The organism is uncultured Flavobacterium sp. (genome assembly GCF_963975005.1).
Lineage (GTDB): Bacteria > Bacteroidota > Bacteroidia > Flavobacteriales > Flavobacteriaceae > Flavobacterium.
In genome coordinates this window covers 26,292-45,150 of the sequence record NZ_CAXBFR010000007.1, presented here as the reverse complement: position 1 = coordinate 45,150, position 18,859 = coordinate 26,292, and the positions used below count along the sequence as shown (strand labels likewise).

Genomic DNA, 18,859 nt, shown 5'->3' with positions numbered 1-18,859 from the left:
AAAGTAAGCATTTTGTCTGGTGTAATTGCTTTGTCATCATCTTTTCCGTTTGAAATTGTTATTTCTTCATCTTCTGGAACAATAGTGTAGGTTTTTTTACCATCATAAATCTTTGTAATGCCCATAAAATTTAAAATATATTTATTTCCATTAATAGCAACATTTCCATTGCTTTCTTGGTTTATATTTTCTTTAGCGTTACTTAGGGAATATTTAAAGTCAATAACAATATTAGTGTAGCCTTTTGCTTTTGTTGCCACATCATCTAATAATTGTTTTGCTTTTTTAGCATCTTGTGCCTGAATGTTTAAAGTAAATAAAAATAATATTACGACTTTTAATAAAGTTTTCATTTTAAGAATTGTTTTGTTCATTATTTAAAAAATGTTCTAAGGCTACTAAATCTGGAATTAATACGGATCTTGCTTTACTTCCTTCAAACTGACCAACTATGCCAGCGGCCTCTAATTGGTCTATTATTCTACCCGCTCTGTTATAGCCTAATTTTAGTTTTCTTTGTATTAAAGAAGCACTTCCTTGTTGAGCTGTTACAATAACTTCGGCTGCATCTCTAAAAAGAGAATCTCTTTCGGATATATTCATATCAAGTTTTGTGCCACTTTCCTCTCCAACATATTCAGGTAATTGATAAGCTTCTGGATATGCTTTTTGTGAACCAATATAATCTGTAATTTTTTCAACTTCTGGTGTGTCAACAAAAGCACATTGGACACGTACAATTTCGTTTCCTTGTGTGAAGAGTAAATCTCCACGACCAATTAATTGATCAGCACCACCCGAATCTAAAATAGTTCTTGAATCGATTTTTGAAGTTACTCTAAATGCAATTCTCGCTGGGAAATTGGCTTTAATCATACCTGTAATTACGTTTACAGAAGGTCTTTGTGTAGCAATAATTAAATGGATTCCAATGGCACGAGCTAATTGAGCTAAACGAGCAATAGGAGTTTCTACTTCTTTTCCAGCTGTCATGATCAAATCGGCAAACTCATCAACAACAAGGACTATATACGGTAAGAATCTATGTCCTTGTTCTGGATTTAATTTTCTTTGTTTAAACTTATCATTATATTCCTTAATGTTCCTAACCATTGCATCTTTTAGTAAGTTGTAACGGTTATCCATTTCAACACATAATGAATTTAAAGTATTGATAACCTTAGCATTATCAGTAATAATAGCATCTTCAGTATCTGGAAGTTTGGCCAAGTAATGTCTTTCAATTTTATTAAAAAGGGTTAGTTCTACTTTCTTTGGATCTACTAAGACAAATTTAACTTCTGCAGGATGTTTTTTGTATAAAAGAGAAGTCAAAACAGCATTTAAACCAACAGATTTACCTTGTCCAGTTGCTCCAGCCATTAATAAGTGAGGCATTTTTGCTAAATCAAAAACAAAAGTTTCATTTGAAATTGTTTTACCAAGTGCAATAGGTAATTCCATTTCAGATTGTTGAAACTTAGCGGAAGAAATCACACTTTTCATAGAAACCATTGTCGGATTTGCATTTGGTACTTCAATACCAATAGTACCTTTTCCTGGAATAGGAGCAATGATACGAATTCCAAGAGCTGCTAATGAGAGCGCAATATCGTCTTCTAAGTTTTTAATTTTTGAAATACGCACACCTGCTTCTGGAACAATTTCGTATAAGGTTACGGTTGGTCCAACGGTTGCTTTAATTTGAGAAATTCCGATACCATAATTCTTTAAGGTTTCAAGAATTTTATTTTTGTTTTGTTCTAATTCTTCTTGGTTAATTGTAATACCAACAGAGGTGTACTCTTTAAGTAAATCAACACTTGGCATTTTGTAGTTTGATAGCTCTAAGGTTGGATCAAATTCTCCAAAATTTTCAACGATTTTTGCGGCTAAATCACCTTCAACTATTTCCTCTTCTTCTGTGGTTTCTATCACAAAATTTTCGTCTTTTGTTTCAATTATTCTTTTTGCTTTGTCTTCAATTGAGAAGGTTTGTTCTATTTTGGGTTCTTCTTTTATCTTAGGTTCAAGCGATAATTCAGATGAGTGTCCAATAGTTGGCTTTAAACTTTCTTTGTCAATTTCAAATACAGATGCTGGTTTTAATTCAATTTTAGAAATGGCTTCATCATCTTCGGTTAATTCAAAATCTTTAGACGCATTTCCTTCTTTGTTAAGAATTGCATTATCTATTTCATTAGCTTCAATCGGTTCTTCTTTCTCAAAAATGGGAGTTGGAATTTTATTTTTTATTTTTTCAACTTTATCTTTAATTTTATCAGGAGACATTTTCATCTTGAAAACTAAAAATAATATGGTTATTAAAATTAGTAAAAGGATAGTTCCAATTTTACCAATATAATCTTGTATAAATTGATTTATTTCATAACCAATTACACCGGAAAGGTTTGGAAATTGATTCCAGAAAAAACCAAAAATCAATGATAAAGTAATAATTAAATAGAAATCCCAAAACAAAGATTTTCTTAATTTAAAAATGCTGATATCTAAAATAAAATAGATTCCAATCATTAAAATAGATTTTACAAAAATAATTGAAGCAACTCCAAAACCTCTATAAATAAAAAAATCAGCAAGATAAGCACCAATTTTTCCTAACCAATTTTCTGCTTTTTCTGTCCGGTCTATTATTGAGCCTATTTGACTTTGGTCGTAATTACCAGTAACATAATAGGAGATAAACGAAATTAATATTGCAACAGCAATTAAAACTAAAATACAACCTATTATAAACTTATGTTGCCTATAGTTTTTAGGAGCATTTGTTTCTTTTTTAGAAGTTGATGTTTGTTTTTTTGCCATATAAAATTACCTTTAATTAAGGTTTATTTCAAAAATTAATTAGGATAAATGGGGAATATAAATGATGCAACCAATAGCAATTGCTGTCATGGCAGCAAAAAATACTGCACCAGCAGCAATGTCTTTAATAAAACCAATTCTTTCATGATAATCAGGATGAATAAAATCAGCTATTTTTTCAACAGCAGTATTTAAACCTTCAATACCTAAAACTAATCCAATGGCTAAAGTTTGAATTAACCATTCTTCATGGGAAATATTAAAATAAAAACCTGCAATTATCATCAAAACTGCTAAACAGCTCTGAACCATTACGCTATGTTCTGTTGTGATAAGCTTTACGGCACCTTTAAAAGCAAATCCCATGCTTTTAATCCTTCCTGTAAAAAGCGTTTCGTCTTTTTCGAATTTCATACAATTATAATGAAGCTAAAGCAGATTCATAATTTGGTTCATCAGCAATTTCTGCTACTTGTTGTGCATGAGTAACTGTTCCATTTTCGTCTAAAACTATTACAACTCTAGAATGTAATCCAGCTAAAGGACCATCTACAATCTCTAAACCGTAATCTTTACCAAAACTTCCTTCTTTAAAATCTGATAAATTAACTACATTTTCTAAACCTTCAGCTCCACAAAAACGTTTTTGTGCAAAAGGTAAATCTCTAGAAATGCATAAGACTTTTGTGTTTTTTAATTTACTGGCTTCTTCGTTAAAAGCTCTAACAGAAGCGGCACATGTTCCAGTATCAATACTTGGAAATATATTTAATACAACTTTAGTACCTCTGAAATCTTCTAAAGAAGCTGTTGATAAATCGTCTTTTACTAATTTGAAATTTGGAGCTTTCATCCCTTTTACTGGTAATTCACCTGATGTTAATATTGGATTTCCTCCTAATGTAATTGATGCCATTTTGATATAAGTTTTAAACAACAAAAGTAAGAAATTAATTTGGAATAGGGAAAGGCATATTTATTTAATAAAATTCACGATATATTTGTTCTATTAAATTATTATATCGTAATATTGCAATATTATAATAATAAAAAATATGGGAGCTTCTAAATCAGACTTTTTTTCAGACGAGCAAAATGAATTGGCTAATTTGTTTAAAGCTATTTCTCATCCTGCGCGAATTGCTATTATTCAATATTTATTGACGGTAGAAACATGCATTTGTGGAGATATTGTTAATGAATTGCCTTTGGCACAACCAACAGTTTCACAACATTTAAAAGAATTAAAAAATGTAGGAATTATTAAAGGAACTATTGAAGGAACAGCAATTTGTTATTGCTTAAACCCTGATAAGATGGAGAAAATGGAAAACTATTTTGGAGGAATTTCCAAAGAATTAAAAAATAAATGTTGTTAAATCTTAAATAATATTAATCTTCAGCATTGACGAGATGCTGAAATAAATTAAACATAAAATGAAATTATCAGAAATTAAAAAAGAATTGAAAAAGCTGACAACTATTGCTTTTCAATTACCGAATGGAGATTTAGTGCCTACTCATTTTCATGTTACAGAAGTAGGTAAGGTGACTAAAAACTTTATCGATTGTGGTGGAACAGTCAGAAACGAAGAAGTTGTAAACTTTCAATTGTGGGAAGCAAATGATTATGACCACAGATTACATCCAGAAAAATTGGTTCATATTATTGAACTATCGGAACAAAAATTACAAATTCCAGATTTAGAAATTGAAGTGGAATACCAAATGAAAGATACTATTGGTAAATTTGATTTGGATTTTGATGGAAGAAACTTTCTATTAATTTCCAAATTAACCGATTGTTTAGCAAAAGACAAATGTGGAATTCCAGTGGAAAAACAAAAACTAAAATTAAACGAACTAAGTGCACAAGGTAATTCTTGCACTCCAGGTTCAGGTTGTTGTTAATATGGAAAATATCAAAAAAGAACACTGGGAAAAAGTCTTTACTACGAAGGCTGAAAATGAAGTAAGTTGGTTTCAAAAAAAGCCAGAAACTTCAATCCAATTAATTCAGGCTTTAAAATTACCAAAAGACGCAAAAATCATAGATATTGGTGGTGGCGATAGTTATTTAATTGACAGTTTAATTGAGCTTGGTTTTACAAATTTATATTTGTTAGATATTTCAGAAAATGCCATTCTAAGAAGTAAAAAGAGGTTAGGAGCTAATGCAGATAAAGTTACTTTTATAGTTTCTGATGTTTTAGATTTCAAACCAACTGAAAAATTTGATGCTTGGCATGATAGAGCATCGTTTCATTTCTTAACGGATGAATCCGATATTTTAAAATATAAAGCCATTGTTTCTGATGCTTTAGCTTTAAAAGGAAATTTTGTTCTAGGTACATTTTCAGAAGAAGGTCCTTTAAAATGCAGTGGATTGGATATTTCTCAATACTCTGTTGAAAAAATACTAGATCTTTTTGATGATACTTTTGAAATGGAAAATTGTTTTACTGAAGATCATGAAACACCATTTGATTCAACACAGAATTTTATTTTTTGTTCCTTTAAAAAATTATAATATGTATTCAAAAATAGAAACAAGAATAAATGAAGTCTCAAATTTCACAATTTCAGAAGAAAGAAAAGATATTTTGAATTCATTAGTTGAATATGTTCAGCAAAAAGTAAATGCTAAGGAAGAAATTCGTTTGAATTTTATTTGTACACATAATTCCAGAAGAAGTCATTTATCACAAATTTGGGCACAAACCATGGCTTTTCAATTTAATATTCAAAATGTTTTTTGTTATTCTGGTGGAACAGAAGCAACAGCTATGTTTCCAAAAGTGGCTGAAACATTGGAAAATCAAGGGTTTCAAATTCAAAAGTTGAGTGAATCTGAAAATCCAGTTTATGCTGCAAAATATGACGAAAACGCTCACCCTATCATCTGTTTTTCAAAAAAATATGATGATGCATTTAATCCAACTTCAAAGTTTACAGCTATCATGACTTGTTCTAATGCTGATCAAGGTTGTCCATTTATTGCTGGAGCTGAAAAAAGAATTCCCATTCAATATGAAGATCCAAAAGCTTTTGATGGAACCGATTTAATGAATGAAAAATATGCTGAAAGAAGTTTAGAAATTGCTTCGGAAATGCATTATGTTTTTTCTCAAATAACTGAATAAGAGTATGAAAAAGAGATTAGGATTTTTAGACAAATATTTAACACTTTGGATTTTTTTAGCGATGTTAATTGGTGTTGGAATTGGTTATTTTATTCCAAATTCAGCAGATTTTATTAACTCCTTTTCTTCTGGAACAACAAATATTCCTTTAGCAATTGGATTAATTTTAATGATGTATCCACCTTTAACAAAAATTGATTTTTCAAAAGTTCCATTGATGTTTGAAAAACCGAAATTACTTGGAATTTCATTTATAATTACTTGGATAGTTGGACCTTTTTTAATGTTTTTATTAGCAACTTTTTTCTTGAAAGATTATCCAGAATATATGACAGGTTTAATTATCATTGGAATTGCTCCATGTATTGCAATGGTAATTGTTTGGAATGAATTGGCTGAAGGAAACCGTGAATTAACAGCAGGTTTAATAGGAATCAATAGTCTTTTACAGGTGTTTTTCTTTAGTTTATATGCTTATTTTTATTTGGAAGTAATGTTGCCTTTATTCGGAATAAAAGGTTTAGAATTAGACATTACGGTAGCTGAAATAGCAAAAACGGTTGGGATTTATTTAGGAATTCCGTTTGCGTTAGCTGTTGCAAGTCGCTATTTTATAAAGAAATATGTTGGTGATAAATGGTTTAATCAGAAATTTATTCCATTTGTTTCACCAATTACATTGATTGCTTTATTGTTTACAATTGTCATAATGTTTAGTTTAAAAGGAGAGATGATAGTAGATTTACCTTTTGATGTGATTAGAATAGCCATTCCTTTAGTAATTTTCTTTACCATTATGTTTTTCTTAATGTTTTTTGTGGCTAAGAAAATTGGAGCAAATTATCGTGATGCTGTAGCTTTATCATTTACAGCTTCTGGAAATAATTTTGAGTTAGCTATTGCTGTTTCTATTGGAGTTTTCGGAATCAATAGTGGACAAGCTTTTGCTGGAGTTGTTGGTCCTTTAGTGGAAGTACCAGCTTTAATAATTTTAGTAAACGTGGCTTTTTGGTTAAAGAAAAAGTTTTATAAATAAAAATGCTCCCAAATTGAGAGCATAAATTTATTTATCAATAGATCCTAAAACACGCTTCATAAAATCATTTAGCGCTGTTTTTTTGTCTTTTCCTTCTTTGACCATTTTGTGGACTTCAAGAGCTCCGTACATGTTTGAGATTAACTCACCAATAACATCCAATTCTTCATCTTTTAAAGATGGAACTTCAGTTAAAGCTTCTAAGACCTCAATGGTTTCTACTAAATAATCTTGATCATTATCCTCAATAAATTGAGTTAAATGTTTGATAACAGGTAGTTTCATAATTAGATTACTTCATTTACTAATTCCGTTAAAACTTCTAACTTGTTTGTTTGAGTTTGGTTAACTAATTTTCCGTTTTTGAAAGTTGCAAAAGTCGGTAAATTATCCACTGTTGCTAATTTTCTCGATTCAGGAAATTTTTCTGCATCAATCATTAAAAACGGAATACTTTCGTTTTGAGAAGCCAACATTTTAAATTTTGGTTTCATAATACGACAATTTCCACACCAAGTCGCTGAATATTGTACTACTACCGTATCGTTTGAAGCTACAACTTCTGCTAAATTATCTTGTTCTATTTCTGTAAACATAATTTTTTTTTAAATTTCAATTAAAAAAACCAAATTCCAATCACTTTGATAAGATCAATGTGACAATTGGAATTTGGAACTTCAAATATGGGTATTTATACTTTTAATTTTGACTTAAATAAGCAGCAGTACTCAATCTATCAGCATTCATCGCTTCTTTTCCTTCTTCCCAGTTTGCTGGACAAACTTCCCCTTTTTCTTGAACGTGTGTGTAAGCATCAACTAAACGTAAATATTCGTTTACATTTCTACCTAATGGCATATCGTTTATACTTTCGTGGAATATTTTTCCTTCTTCATCAATTAAATAAGTTGCTCTAAATGTTACATTTGAACCTTCTAAAATTTCTTCGTTTAATTCTTCGTCGTAAACCCATTCTGCATCAAGAATTTCTAAATTTGCAGATAAATTACGAGTCGTATCAGCTAAAATTGGGTAAGTTACACCTTCAATTCCACCATTGTCTTTTGCTGTGTTTAACCAAGCAAAGTGAACTTCATTTGTATCACAAGAAGCTCCAATTACCATAGTGTTTCTTTTTTCAAATTCACCTAAAGCCGCTTGAAAAGCGTGTAATTCTGTTGGACAAACAAAAGTAAAATCTTTTGGATACCAGAACAAAACTACTTTCTTTTTGTTATTTACTGCTTCTTCTAAAACGTTTATTCTTAAATTATCTCCCATTGAAGAGATTGCGTCAACTGTAATGTTTGGGAATTTTTTTCCTACTAATGCCATTGTGTTTATTTTTTAAATTGATTAAATTTCTAGTACAAAATTACAAAATCAACTAAATTTTAAAAGGTGTTTTTATGTTTTCTTCTTATTGATATATAGATATTAATTATACATACATTTCTTACAAAAAATTAACCTTATTTATATGTATATCTTATTTTATATCATATTAAAATATGAATTTAATAAAAAAACCACCTTTTTTTAAGGTGGTTTTTATTTTAAATATGATGTATGAATTTAAAATCTATCAGCAGTCATAATTTTTGTCCATGCTTTTACGAAATCTTTAGCAAATTTTTCTTTAGCATCATCTTGTGCATAAAGTTCTGCATAAGCTCTCAAAATAGAATTTGAACCAAAAACTAAATCTACACGTGTAGCAGTCCATTTGGTCTGTCCTGTTTTTCTATCATTTATATTATATAGATTTTGCCCCAATGGAATCCATCTATTATTCATATCAGTTAGATTCACAAAGAAATCGTTAGTTAAACTTCCAACTTTATCAGTAAAAACACCGTGTTTTGTGTCACCATAATTTGTGCCTAAAACTCTCATACCGCCTAATAACACAGTCATCTCTGGAGCAGTAAGTCCTAATAATTGTGCTTTGTCAAGCATTAACTCTTCCGGTTTAACAGCATATTCTTTTTTCATAAAATTTCTAAAAGCATCATTTGTAGGCTCTAATTCGGCAAATGCTTCAGCATCTGTCATTTCAGATGTAGCATCACCACGCCCTTGTAAAAAAGGAGCTTTGATATTTACACCTGCATTATGAGCTGCTTTTTCTACAGCTGCCGTTCCTCCTAAGACGATTAAATCAGCCAAACTAACTTTTGTAGCCAATCCAGATTGAATTTCGGTAAGTTTATCTATTACTTTTTGTAAGCGTTCTGGTTCATTTCCAATCCAATCTTTTTGTGGAGCTAATCTTATTCTGGCACCATTTGCACCACCTCTAAAATCTGAACCTCTAAAAGTTCTTGCGCTATCCCAAGCTGTATTTATTAATTCAGCACTGGTTAAACCACTATTTAATAATTTTACTTTTAATTCTTCAATTTCAATATCTGATAAAGAATAGCCTACTGTTGGAATTGGATCTTGCCAGATTAATTCTTCTTTTGGGCTATCAGCACCTAAATAACGATCTTTTGGTCCTAAATCACGATGCGTTAACTTGAACCAAGCTCTAGCAAATACATCTTCAAAATAGGCAGGATCTTTATAAAAACGTTCTGATATTTCTTTATAAATAGGATCCATTTTCATGGCCATATCAGCATCAGTCATGATTGGATTATTTCTTTTGGTAGAATCAAATGCATCTAAAGGTTTGTCTTCTTCCTTAATGTTTATTGGTTCCCATTGCCAAGCTCCAGCCGGACTTTTCTTTAATTCCCATTCATAAGTAAATAAAAGATAGAAGTACCCATTATCCCATTGTGTTGGATTTGTTGTCCATGCACCTTCTAAGCCACTTGTTACTGCATCTGCTCCAACACCAGTTTTAGTTGGATTCTTCCATCCAAACCCTTGTTCTTCTATTTCTCCCGCTTCTGGTTCTCTTCCTAATTTTGAAGCATCACCATTTCCATGGGCTTTACCAACAGTGTGTCCACCAGCAGTTAATGCAACAGTTTCTTCATCATTCATGGCCATTCGTTTGAATGTTGTTCTAACATCAATAGCTGTTTTTAACGGATTTGGTTTTCCATCAACACCTTCTGGATTGACATAGATTAGACCCATTTGTACTGCAGCTAAAGGATTGTCTAAAGATTCTCTATTTGCATCACTTTCATATCTGTTTTTAGTCTCAGCTAACCATTCTTTTTCAGCACCCCAATAAATATCTAATTCTGGATGCCAAATATCTTCTCGTCCACCTGCAAAACCAAATGTTTTAAAACCCATAGATTCATAGGCCATATTTCCGGCAAGAATCATTAAATCAGCCCAAGAAATTTTATTACCGTATTTTTTCTTAATAGGCCATAACAATCTTCTACCTTTATCTAAGTTTCCATTATCTGGCCAACTATTTAAAGGAGCAAATCTTTGATTTCCTGTATTACTTCCTCCACGACCATCTGAGACTCTATATGTTCCAGCAGAGTGCCACGCCAATCGAATCATTAATCCACCATAATGACCCCAATCTGCTGGCCACCAATCTTGACTATCGGTCATTAAATTTTTTAAATCAGTTTTTAAAGCTTCTAAATCTAACTTTTTAAACTCTTCTGCATAATTAAAATTCTCACCAAGTGGGTTTGTCTTTGAATCATGTTGATGTAGAATGTCTAAATTTAATGCTTCAGGCCACCAACTTTCATTTGTGGTTTTTGGTTTTACGTTATCCTCTTTTTGATGAAAAGGGCATTTACTAATGTCGTTTGAATGTTCCATATTTTTTGGTTTGGTTGTTTATTTACTTACTATGTAATGAATTGAATCTTATGTAAATTTACAATATAAAAAAAACCATCACTAAAAAAGTAATGGTTTTTTTTTATAAAACAATAGATTTTGATTATAATTAAGCTAATCTTTGATAGTTGAAACCAATTGTCTGATTTTAATATTAAAGGCTGCAAAAATTAATGTCATAACAGGACTTAAATAATTAAAAATAGCATAAGGTAAGTAATCAAAAGTATCTACACCTAATGTTCCTGATTGATAAGCACCACAAGTATTCCAAGGAATTAATACAGAAGTGACTGTTCCAGAATCTTCTAAAGTTCGACTTAGGTTTTCAGGTGCTAAACCTTTATCATGATAACCTTTTTTAAACATTTTCCCAGGAACTACAATAGCTAAATATTGGTCTGAGGCTGTTATGTTTAAGGCTAAACAACTTCCAACTGTAGAGGCAAATAGACCAAATGTAGATTTTGCCATACTTAATAAAGTTTGACTAATACGTGACAAAGCACCAATTGCATCCATAATTCCTCCAAAAACCATGGCACATAGAATTAACCAAATTGTGCCTAACATTTTTTGCATTCCACCAGATTTGAATAGATCAGCTAAATTTTCATTATCTGTTGGAATAACTGATTCAACTGTTATTGCATTTAAAATTCCTTTGTAAGCATTTGCAAAATTCATAGTTTTTTCTCCCGAAAGCATTAAAACAATTTCAGGTTGAAAAATTAATGCAAAAACTGCAGCTAATAATGTTCCAATAAATAAAGCAATTAAAGGTTCCGTTTTTTTGACAATTAATCCAATTACAATAACCGGAACTAAAAATAACCAAGGTGTAATATGAAATGCTTTTTGAATATCGGCTAATAAAGCAGATGAATCCGCAACTCCAGTAGTTTCTACTGTTAAACCTAATATAATGAAAATGATAAAAGTAATAATATAGGTTGGTACAGTTGTAAATGACATATATTTAATATGTGTAAATAAATCTGTTCCAGCCATTGCGGGTGCAAGGTTTGTTGTGTCTGACATTGGAGAAAGTTTATCCCCAAAATAAGCTCCAGAAATTACAGCACCAGCAACCATTCCTAAAGGAAAGCCTAATGTTCCACCAATACCAATTAATGCAATACCAACAGTTGCAGACGTTGTCCATGAACTTCCGGTTGCAATTGAGATTACAGAACATATTATTAATGTAGCTGGTAAAAATATACCTGGACTTAATACTTGCAATCCATAATAAATCATTGATGGTATAATTCCGCTTACTAACCAAGTTCCTGCCAAAGCACCAACCATTAAAAGAATTAGAATTGCACCAGCTGTAGATTTTATGTTTTCGGCAACTTCATCTATCATTTTTTGAAAAGATACTTTATTAAAGAAACCAACAATTGCAGCAACAGCAGCACCCATTAATAAAATAAATTGATTGCTTCCACTTAAGGCATCATCTCCAAAAACGTAAACATTATAGCCTAACATTCCTACTAAAGCAACAACAGGAATTAAAGCTTCCCAAATGTTTAGTTCCTTATTTTTATTAATATGTGTATCCATGAATTATTTTTTGAAGACGCAATATATAAAAAAAAATCCGCTTAAGAATTTCTTAAACGGACTTTATTAGAGTGATAAGATATTATAGAATATTTAATTCCTTCATGCAAGCTTTCATCATTTCATAAGTTCTTTCTATGTTGTTATCTAATCCAATTGAAAAACGAATTAAACCATCTGTTAATCCCATTTCAGCTTGTTCTTCTAGTGGAATTTCTGATGAAGTAGATGATCCTGGAGCACTAAATAATGTTTTGTAAAACCCTAAACTTACTGCTAAATAACCTAAGTTTTTCTCTTGCATTAATTCCATTAAGGCATTAGCTTTATCTAAACTTCCAACATCAATAGTCATCATTCCTCCAAAACCATATTCCGGGTTAATCATGTTCTTATAAACTTCGTGACTTGGGTGAGATTTTAATCCAGGATAAACTGTTTTAATTCCGTCTTGTTCGAACTTTTCAGCTAAATAAGTTGCGTTTAAACTATGTTGTTTAATTCTTAAATGTAACGTTCTTAAGTTTTTCATTACACTTGCAGAACGCATACTATCCATAGTTGGTCCTAAAAGCATACTAGCACCCGAATTTACATCTTTCAATTGATTAATGAATTCTTGTGAAGCACAAACTACACCACCAACAGTATCACTGCTTCCGTTAATGTATTTTGTAAGTGAATGAATAACAATATCTGCTCCTAATTTAATTGGAGAAACTGATAAAGGTGAAAATGTATTGTCAACCACTAAAGTTAAGTTGTGTTTTTTTGCGATTTTAGATAATTCAGCCAAGTTAGCAACTTCCAAAAGAGGATTACTAACTGTTTCACAATATAAAACTTTAGTATTTGGAGTTATAGCCGCTTCAACAAGATCTAGCTTAGTAATATCAACAAAAGAAGTTTTTACACCCATTCTTGGAGCAAAATTCTTTAAGAAAGCATAAGTTCCTCCGTAAATTGTTCTACTAGAAACAATATGATCTCCGTTACCACATAATTGTAAAAGAGTAGGAGTAATTGCTCCCATTCCAGATGCAGCTACGTTTGCAGTTTCTGTCCCTTCCATAGCTGCTAGAGCTCTGTCAAGATATAAATTACTTGGAGATGAATGACGAGAATATAAATAACATCCTTCAGCATTACCTTCAAAGGTATCAAACATTGTTTTTGCAGAAAGAAAAGTATAAGTTGAAGAATCAGAGATAGATGGGTTTACACCACCAAATTCCCCAAAATATTGTAAATCTTGAATATTGTCAGCTGGATTGAATTTGCTCATGTTTATATGTTTAAAAGTTATTCAAAATTGATGATTTGTAATTAAATAATCAACACATGGATATATATTTAGACTTTTATACATCATAATTATAAATTTTTAGAAAATTATTCTAAATAAAGTTTGTTAAACATCTTTTTTTAGTATTTTTGAAACTTCAAACTATTTATTATGGATGCAATTGACAAAAAACTAGTAGGTTACCTTCAACAAGATGCTAAAAAAACCACAAAGGAATTATCTTTGAAACTGAATCTTTCCGTAACAGCTGTTTATGAAAGAATTAAAAAATTAGAACGTGAAGGAATAATTTCTAAATATGTTGCCTTACTTGATAAAAAGAAAATCGATAAAGGTTTTATGGTTATATGTCATATTAAGTTAGTACAACATAATGTGGATAGTGTAACTACTTTTGAGAAGGAAATCGTTAAATTAGAAGAGGTTTTAGAGTGCTATCACGTAAGTGGTGATTATGATTACATCATTAAAATATATGTCAAAGACATGGAAGCTTATAGAGAATTTATGCTGACAAAATTAACAACTCTTCAACATATTGGAAGTACACATAGTGTTTTTATGATTGGAGAAGTTAAAAACACTACCATTTTTAGTATCTAGATTTTAAAACTATAATTATTTTATAATTTTTATAATATTCCCTACAAAAATCTTAATTTTGCACTACAAAATAAAATAACACACAAAAAATACAAATATGAGTCAGTTTGATGTAGTAATAATAGGTTCTGGTCCTGGTGGTTATGTTTCAGCAATTCGTTGTGCGCAACTAGGATTAAAAACAGCAATCATTGAAAAATATTCAACTTTAGGTGGAACATGTTTAAATGTTGGATGTATTCCTTCAAAAGCTATGTTAGCCTCTTCTCATCATTATGATGAAATGAAGCACTTTGCAGACCACGGAATTGAAGTTTCTGGAGAAGTAAAAGTGAATCTTCAAAAAATGATTGATAGAAAACAAGCTGTTGTAGATCAAACTTCTGGTGGTGTAAAATATTTAATGGACAAAAATAAAATCACTGTTTTTGAAGGATTAGGTTCTTTCGAAGATGCAACTCACGTTAAAGTGACTAAAAACGATGGTTCATCTGAAATAGTAGAAGCTAAAAATATCATTATTGCAACAGGTTCAAAACCTTCAAACTTACCTTTTATTACTTTAGATAAAGAAAGAATAATCACTTCAACAGAAGCTTTAAAATTACCAGAAGTTCCTAAACACCTAGTAATTATTGGTGGTGGAGTTATCGGAATTGAATTAGGTCAAGTGTATTTAAGATTAGGAGCACAAGTTTCTGTAGTAGAATATATGGACAGAATTATTCCAGGAATGGATAGTTCCTTATCAAAAGAATTAACAAAAGTTCTTAAGAAACAAGGAATGAAATTCTATGTTTCACATAAAGTACAAGCAGTTGATAGAAAAGGAAATGAAGTAATTGTAAAAGCAGAAAATGCTAAAGGTGAAGTTATTACTTTAGAAGGTGATTACGCTTTAGTTTCTGTAGGAAGAAAACCTTACACTGCTGGATTAAATGCGGATAAAGCAGGAGTTAAACTTACTGATAGAGGAATGGTTGATGTAAACGATCATTTACAAACAAATGTTTCTAATATTTATGCTATTGGTGATGTAGTTCGCGGAGCAATGTTAGCGCACAAAGCTGAAGAAGAAGGAGCAATGGTTGCTGAAATCTTAGCTGGACAAAAACCGCATATTGATTATAACTTAATTCCAGGTGTAGTTTATACATGGCCAGAAGTAGCTGCTGTTGGAAAAACAGAGGAACAATTAAAAGAAGCAGGTGTAGCTTATAAAGCGGGAAGTTTTCCTTTCAAAGCTTTAGGTAGAGCAAGAGCTGGTGGAGATTTAGATGGATTTGTAAAAATTCTTGCTGATGCTAAAACAGATGAAGTATTAGGAGTTCATATGATTGGAGCTCGTTGTGCTGATTTAATAGCAGAAGCAGTTGTTGCTATGGAATTTAGAGCAAGTGCAGAAGATATTTCACGTATGAGTCACGCCCATCCAACATTTGCCGAAGCCATTAAAGAAGCTGCATTGGCTGCCACAGATAATAGAGCTTTACACGTTTAAAATTGCAATAAACAATTAACTTCTACGTTATTTTAAATTAACTTAAAGTTAACTGGTACAATTATTGTCCTTAATAATATAAATTATTGCAGTTTTCATAGTATTTATTTAATTGGTTTAAAAAAATATAGAAATTTCCTGCAATATAGAAAGTCCCGTGAAAACGGGACTTTTGTTTTTTATTTAAGTTGTTTTTTAATAAGTTTCTTGTAACCAAATATTCCAATAAACCCAATAAAGATAAAAGGCCAAAGCGATACAAGGAAAGCCAAAATATTTTCAAGAATAAACCATCCACTTTTTAAGCTTTCCCATATTTGTAAACCAATATTTGGTCTATACGAATCAAGACTTTTTTCATTGGCAACCATTTCTTGTTTTAGAGCTTCATCCTGATATATTTGAAGCGTTAATGTACTAAAGTTGATTTGATCTTCTAAAGATAAGTTTTGCAATTTAGTAGCGTCATTTTGTTCTTTTTTCTGATCTAAAGTGTCTTCTGCCTCAACAATTTGATTTAACTTTTTTCCTTTGTTATCAATTGAATTGGCTAATCTTTTTTCAGAGGAATCACTTCTTTTTTGAGCCATTTTGTTAGATAACATTTGAAATGTAACGTCATCCGCTTTAATAACTCTATAATTTAAGAAATGAATTTGTTTGGCAATTGTTTTTATAACTGTATCCAATTGCGTGTTTGGAACTCTAATAGTAATATCATTTTCTACATAATATTTTGTGGTAACTAAACTGCTATCTTGACTGATTTTGGTGTTTTCTTCATTCAAAATATGGCTTTGCAAGTTGGTATAAGTTACAAATCCTCCAAATTTAACGGTTGCATCTTCAATTTGATTAGTGGATTTTGTTACATTTTTGACTTTAAACTTAATGTCAGCAGTTCTAACAAATTTTCGATTGCTTTTTGGGTCAACTTTTGCAGCTGAGGACGAAACGACTTCACTTTTTTCAACAGCATCATAATTTGATTCCATTGCTGCTGCTTCAGTTCTTTCTTGTGATTGTTTACAAGAAATAGCAAAACCAACTACTAGTAATGCTAATACAACGTTTACTTTTTTGTTCATAAATTCATCTTTTAAGGTTTATTGATAATTATTTAATTTTTTTAAGGAATAAGTAGTTTTATTATCAATAGAAAATGAATTTTAGTAAATTAATGATGATTTGTATAATTAAAAATCATGCCAATAATTTTCAAGAGTTATGAATAGACAAAATAATTTTATCGTATTTTTGAAATTCAAAACAACAATCCTTGAGAACTTCTATATTTAAACAAATAGACAATCCTAATGCTTTTAAAAAACAACTTTTAAATTGGTCACAACAGTTTAGAGAAATAACTTTTTTAGATTCGAATGTTGATTATAATCAAAAATCAAAATATTCAAGTTATGATTTAGTTTTAGCAGTTGATGCTTTCATGGCTATAAAAACGGATTATACGAATGCTTTTGAAGATTTGTATGAATATCAATCCCGTATGAAAGATTGGTTATTTGGTTATATGTCTTATGATTTAAAGAACGACATTGAAAATTTAAAATCTAAAAATTTTGATGGGTTACATTTTCCTGATTTATACTTTTTTCAACCTAAAAAATTATTTTTTTTAAAAGGAAATCAATTAGAAATTCAATACCTTAATATGTGTGATGATGAGGTAGAAGATGACTTTAATGAAATTAATTTACAAGAACTTTTCGAATTCGAGAATTTGCAAGAAATAAATATTCAACAAAGAGTTTCCAAAGAAAAATATATTGAAAAAGTTTCTAAAATGTTAGACTACATTCATCGTGGTGATATTTATGAAGCAAATTTTTGCATGGAATTCTTTGCTAAAGATGCACAAATTAATCCATCACAAGTTTATAATGATTTAAACGAAATTTCAGAACCACCTTTTGCCGTTTATTTTAAGAATAAAGATAATTTTTTAATTTCAGCTTCACCAGAACGATATTTGAAAAAGGTAGATACAAAAATCATATCACAACCTATAAAAGGAACTGCAAAACGTAGTTTTAATATGGAATTAGATGAAGAACTTAAAGTTAACTTATCTAAAGATGCTAAAGAACGTTCAGAAAATATAATGATTGTCGATTTAGTTCGTAATGATTTATCGCACACAGCTACAAAAGGTAGTGTTGAGGTTGAAGAATTATGTCAAGTTTATACTTTTAAGCAAGTACATCAAATGATATCAACGGTTGTTTCTGAAGTAGAAAACACAACTTCTCCTATTCAAATTATAAAATCAACTTTTCCAATGGGAAGTATGACGGGTGCTCCAAAAATTTCAGCCATGCAAATCATTGAAGAATTAGAAGAAACAAAACGCGGATTATATAGTGGAGCAGTAGGATATTTTACACCAAATGGAGATTTTGATTTCAATGTTGTAATTAGAAGTATTTTATATAATTCTAGCAATCTATATTTATCTTTTTCTGTCGGAAGTGCTATAACTTCTCTATCAATTCCTGAGAAAGAATATGAAGAATGTCTTCTAAAGGCTCAAGCTATGTTAGCTACCTTACAAAAAGCATAGTTTTATATTTTTACTAAGAAAAATAAAATCTAATTAGGCTAATTTGGCTTCATAATTTAAAAACAAATAAATATGAAAACGTTAAAATTAGTCCTTTTAGTCTTTACAATGTCATTGTTAACTAACAAAGTAATGGCTCAAACTGAACCTACAGTAATTGCTGTTGTAACAAAAGCAAAATGGTGTCCAACTTGTGTTAAAAATGAAGACAGAGTAGCTTCAGAAGTACTTTCAAAAATCGATGACACAAAAGTAGCTATCTTGGTTAATGATTTATCTGACAAAGAAACAAAGGTTACTGCTTCAGAAACACTTAAAAAAGCTGGTTTAGAAAATTTAAAGTTGAAAGCAACGGGTGTAATTACATTTGTAAATGCTAAAACTAAGAAAGAGATTTCATCAATTTCTGTTTCAAAATCTTCCGAAGAGATTGCTGCTGCTTTTGCAAAAGCTTCTATGATGTAAAGTGTAAAGTTTGCCAAACTTTTTTCTGTTTTTTTCTTATAGAAGTGTTATT

General features: G+C 30.4%; 19 protein-coding genes and 1 pseudogene. 9 read left to right on the top strand and 11 right to left on the bottom strand.

Features of this window, described 5'->3' with window-relative positions; translation table 11 throughout:
- The 4 genes and pseudogenes from AACZ53_RS01855 to tpx form a co-directional block, all read right to left on the bottom strand.
- Nucleotides 1-353, bottom strand: a pseudogene (locus AACZ53_RS01855) (outer membrane lipoprotein carrier protein LolA); the annotation flags it as partial.
- Between the two features lies 1 nt (nucleotide 354).
- Complete coding sequence (locus AACZ53_RS01850) at nucleotides 355-2,826, bottom strand: DNA translocase FtsK (RefSeq protein ID WP_339834118.1); 2,472 nt, start codon at nucleotides 2,824-2,826, stop codon at nucleotides 355-357.
- A gap of 39 nt (nucleotides 2,827-2,865) precedes the next feature.
- A complete protein-coding gene (locus AACZ53_RS01845; RefSeq protein ID WP_339834115.1) occupies nucleotides 2,866-3,240 on the bottom strand; it encodes a diacylglycerol kinase family protein in 375 nt (124 codons plus the stop codon).
- Nucleotides 3,241-3,244: 4 nt separating this feature from the next.
- Nucleotides 3,245-3,742, bottom strand: a complete 498-nt coding sequence (gene tpx / locus AACZ53_RS01840; protein ID WP_339834113.1) for a thiol peroxidase — start codon at nucleotides 3,740-3,742, stop codon at nucleotides 3,245-3,247.
- 139 nt (nucleotides 3,743-3,881) lie between these two features.
- Here tpx and AACZ53_RS01835 point away from each other — a divergent pair, with 139 nt between their 5' ends.
- From AACZ53_RS01835 to arsB, 5 genes are read left to right on the top strand one after another with little or no spacing between them, the layout of a single operon-like run.
- Complete coding sequence (locus tag AACZ53_RS01835; RefSeq protein ID WP_339834111.1) at nucleotides 3,882-4,205, top strand: metalloregulator ArsR/SmtB family transcription factor; 324 nt, start codon at nucleotides 3,882-3,884, stop codon at nucleotides 4,203-4,205.
- A gap of 58 nt (nucleotides 4,206-4,263) precedes the next feature.
- A complete protein-coding gene (locus AACZ53_RS01830; protein WP_339834108.1) occupies nucleotides 4,264-4,737 on the top strand; it encodes a DUF6428 family protein in 474 nt (157 codons plus the stop codon).
- A 1-nt stretch (nucleotide 4,738) separates the two neighbouring features.
- Nucleotides 4,739-5,356, top strand: coding sequence for a class I SAM-dependent methyltransferase (locus AACZ53_RS01825; protein WP_339834105.1), 618 nt, complete (start codon nucleotides 4,739-4,741; stop codon nucleotides 5,354-5,356).
- Between the two features lies 1 nt (nucleotide 5,357).
- Nucleotides 5,358-5,969, top strand: a complete 612-nt coding sequence (locus AACZ53_RS01820) for a protein-tyrosine-phosphatase (protein ID WP_339834102.1) — start codon at nucleotides 5,358-5,360, stop codon at nucleotides 5,967-5,969.
- Nucleotides 5,970-5,973: 4 nt separating this feature from the next.
- On the top strand, nucleotides 5,974-7,005 hold the full coding sequence (arsB, locus tag AACZ53_RS01815) for an ACR3 family arsenite efflux transporter (protein ID WP_339834099.1): 1,032 nt from the start codon (nucleotides 5,974-5,976) through the stop codon (nucleotides 7,003-7,005).
- Nucleotides 7,006-7,032: 27 nt separating this feature from the next.
- On the opposite strand, the gene AACZ53_RS01810 is transcribed toward arsB, so the two are convergent.
- From AACZ53_RS01810 to AACZ53_RS01785, 6 genes are all read right to left on the bottom strand, one after another.
- Nucleotides 7,033-7,290: a hypothetical protein gene (locus AACZ53_RS01810; protein WP_026716035.1), complete on the bottom strand. Its 258-nt coding sequence runs from the start codon at nucleotides 7,288-7,290 to the stop codon at nucleotides 7,033-7,035.
- 2 nt (nucleotides 7,291-7,292) lie between these two features.
- Entirely contained in the window at nucleotides 7,293-7,601 is a 309-nt protein-coding gene (locus tag AACZ53_RS01805; RefSeq protein WP_339834094.1) for a thioredoxin family protein, read from the bottom strand.
- A 103-nt stretch (nucleotides 7,602-7,704) separates the two neighbouring features.
- Complete coding sequence (locus AACZ53_RS01800; RefSeq protein ID WP_339834092.1) at nucleotides 7,705-8,340, bottom strand: peroxiredoxin; 636 nt, start codon at nucleotides 8,338-8,340, stop codon at nucleotides 7,705-7,707.
- A 240-nt stretch (nucleotides 8,341-8,580) separates the two neighbouring features.
- Nucleotides 8,581-10,758: a catalase/peroxidase HPI gene (gene katG / locus AACZ53_RS01795; protein ID WP_339834089.1), complete on the bottom strand. Its 2,178-nt coding sequence runs from the start codon at nucleotides 10,756-10,758 to the stop codon at nucleotides 8,581-8,583.
- Between the two features lie 135 nt (nucleotides 10,759-10,893).
- Nucleotides 10,894-12,351, bottom strand: coding sequence for a Na+/H+ antiporter NhaC (gene nhaC / locus AACZ53_RS01790; protein WP_339834086.1), 1,458 nt, complete (start codon nucleotides 12,349-12,351; stop codon nucleotides 10,894-10,896).
- An 82-nt stretch (nucleotides 12,352-12,433) separates the two neighbouring features.
- Nucleotides 12,434-13,636 (bottom strand): aminotransferase class I/II-fold pyridoxal phosphate-dependent enzyme, encoded by a 1,203-nt coding sequence (locus AACZ53_RS01785; RefSeq protein WP_339834083.1) that lies wholly within the window; start codon nucleotides 13,634-13,636, stop codon nucleotides 12,434-12,436.
- 171 nt (nucleotides 13,637-13,807) lie between these two features.
- On the opposite strand from AACZ53_RS01785, the gene AACZ53_RS01780 reads away from it, so the two are divergent.
- Together AACZ53_RS01780 and lpdA are read left to right on the top strand one after the other, a co-directional pair.
- Entirely contained in the window at nucleotides 13,808-14,260 is a 453-nt protein-coding gene (locus AACZ53_RS01780; protein WP_339834080.1) for an Lrp/AsnC family transcriptional regulator, read from the top strand.
- A 97-nt stretch (nucleotides 14,261-14,357) separates the two neighbouring features.
- Nucleotides 14,358-15,761, top strand: coding sequence for a dihydrolipoyl dehydrogenase (gene lpdA / locus AACZ53_RS01775; RefSeq protein WP_339834077.1), 1,404 nt, complete (start codon nucleotides 14,358-14,360; stop codon nucleotides 15,759-15,761).
- Between the two features lie 179 nt (nucleotides 15,762-15,940).
- Here lpdA and AACZ53_RS01770 read toward each other — a convergent pair whose 3' ends face one another.
- Nucleotides 15,941-16,849 carry a DUF4349 domain-containing protein gene (locus AACZ53_RS01770; protein ID WP_339834074.1) on the bottom strand — a complete coding sequence of 303 codons (909 nt, stop codon included), beginning with the start codon at nucleotides 16,847-16,849 and terminating at the stop codon, nucleotides 15,941-15,943.
- Between the two features lie 191 nt (nucleotides 16,850-17,040).
- Here AACZ53_RS01770 and AACZ53_RS01765 point away from each other — a divergent pair, with 191 nt between their 5' ends.
- Together AACZ53_RS01765 and AACZ53_RS01760 are read left to right on the top strand one after the other, a co-directional pair.
- Complete coding sequence (locus tag AACZ53_RS01765) at nucleotides 17,041-18,342, top strand: anthranilate synthase component I family protein (RefSeq protein WP_339834071.1); 1,302 nt, start codon at nucleotides 17,041-17,043, stop codon at nucleotides 18,340-18,342.
- A 72-nt stretch (nucleotides 18,343-18,414) separates the two neighbouring features.
- Nucleotides 18,415-18,807 (top strand): hypothetical protein, encoded by a 393-nt coding sequence (locus AACZ53_RS01760; RefSeq protein WP_339834068.1) that lies wholly within the window; start codon nucleotides 18,415-18,417, stop codon nucleotides 18,805-18,807.
- Nucleotides 18,808-18,859: the final 52 nt, after the last annotated feature.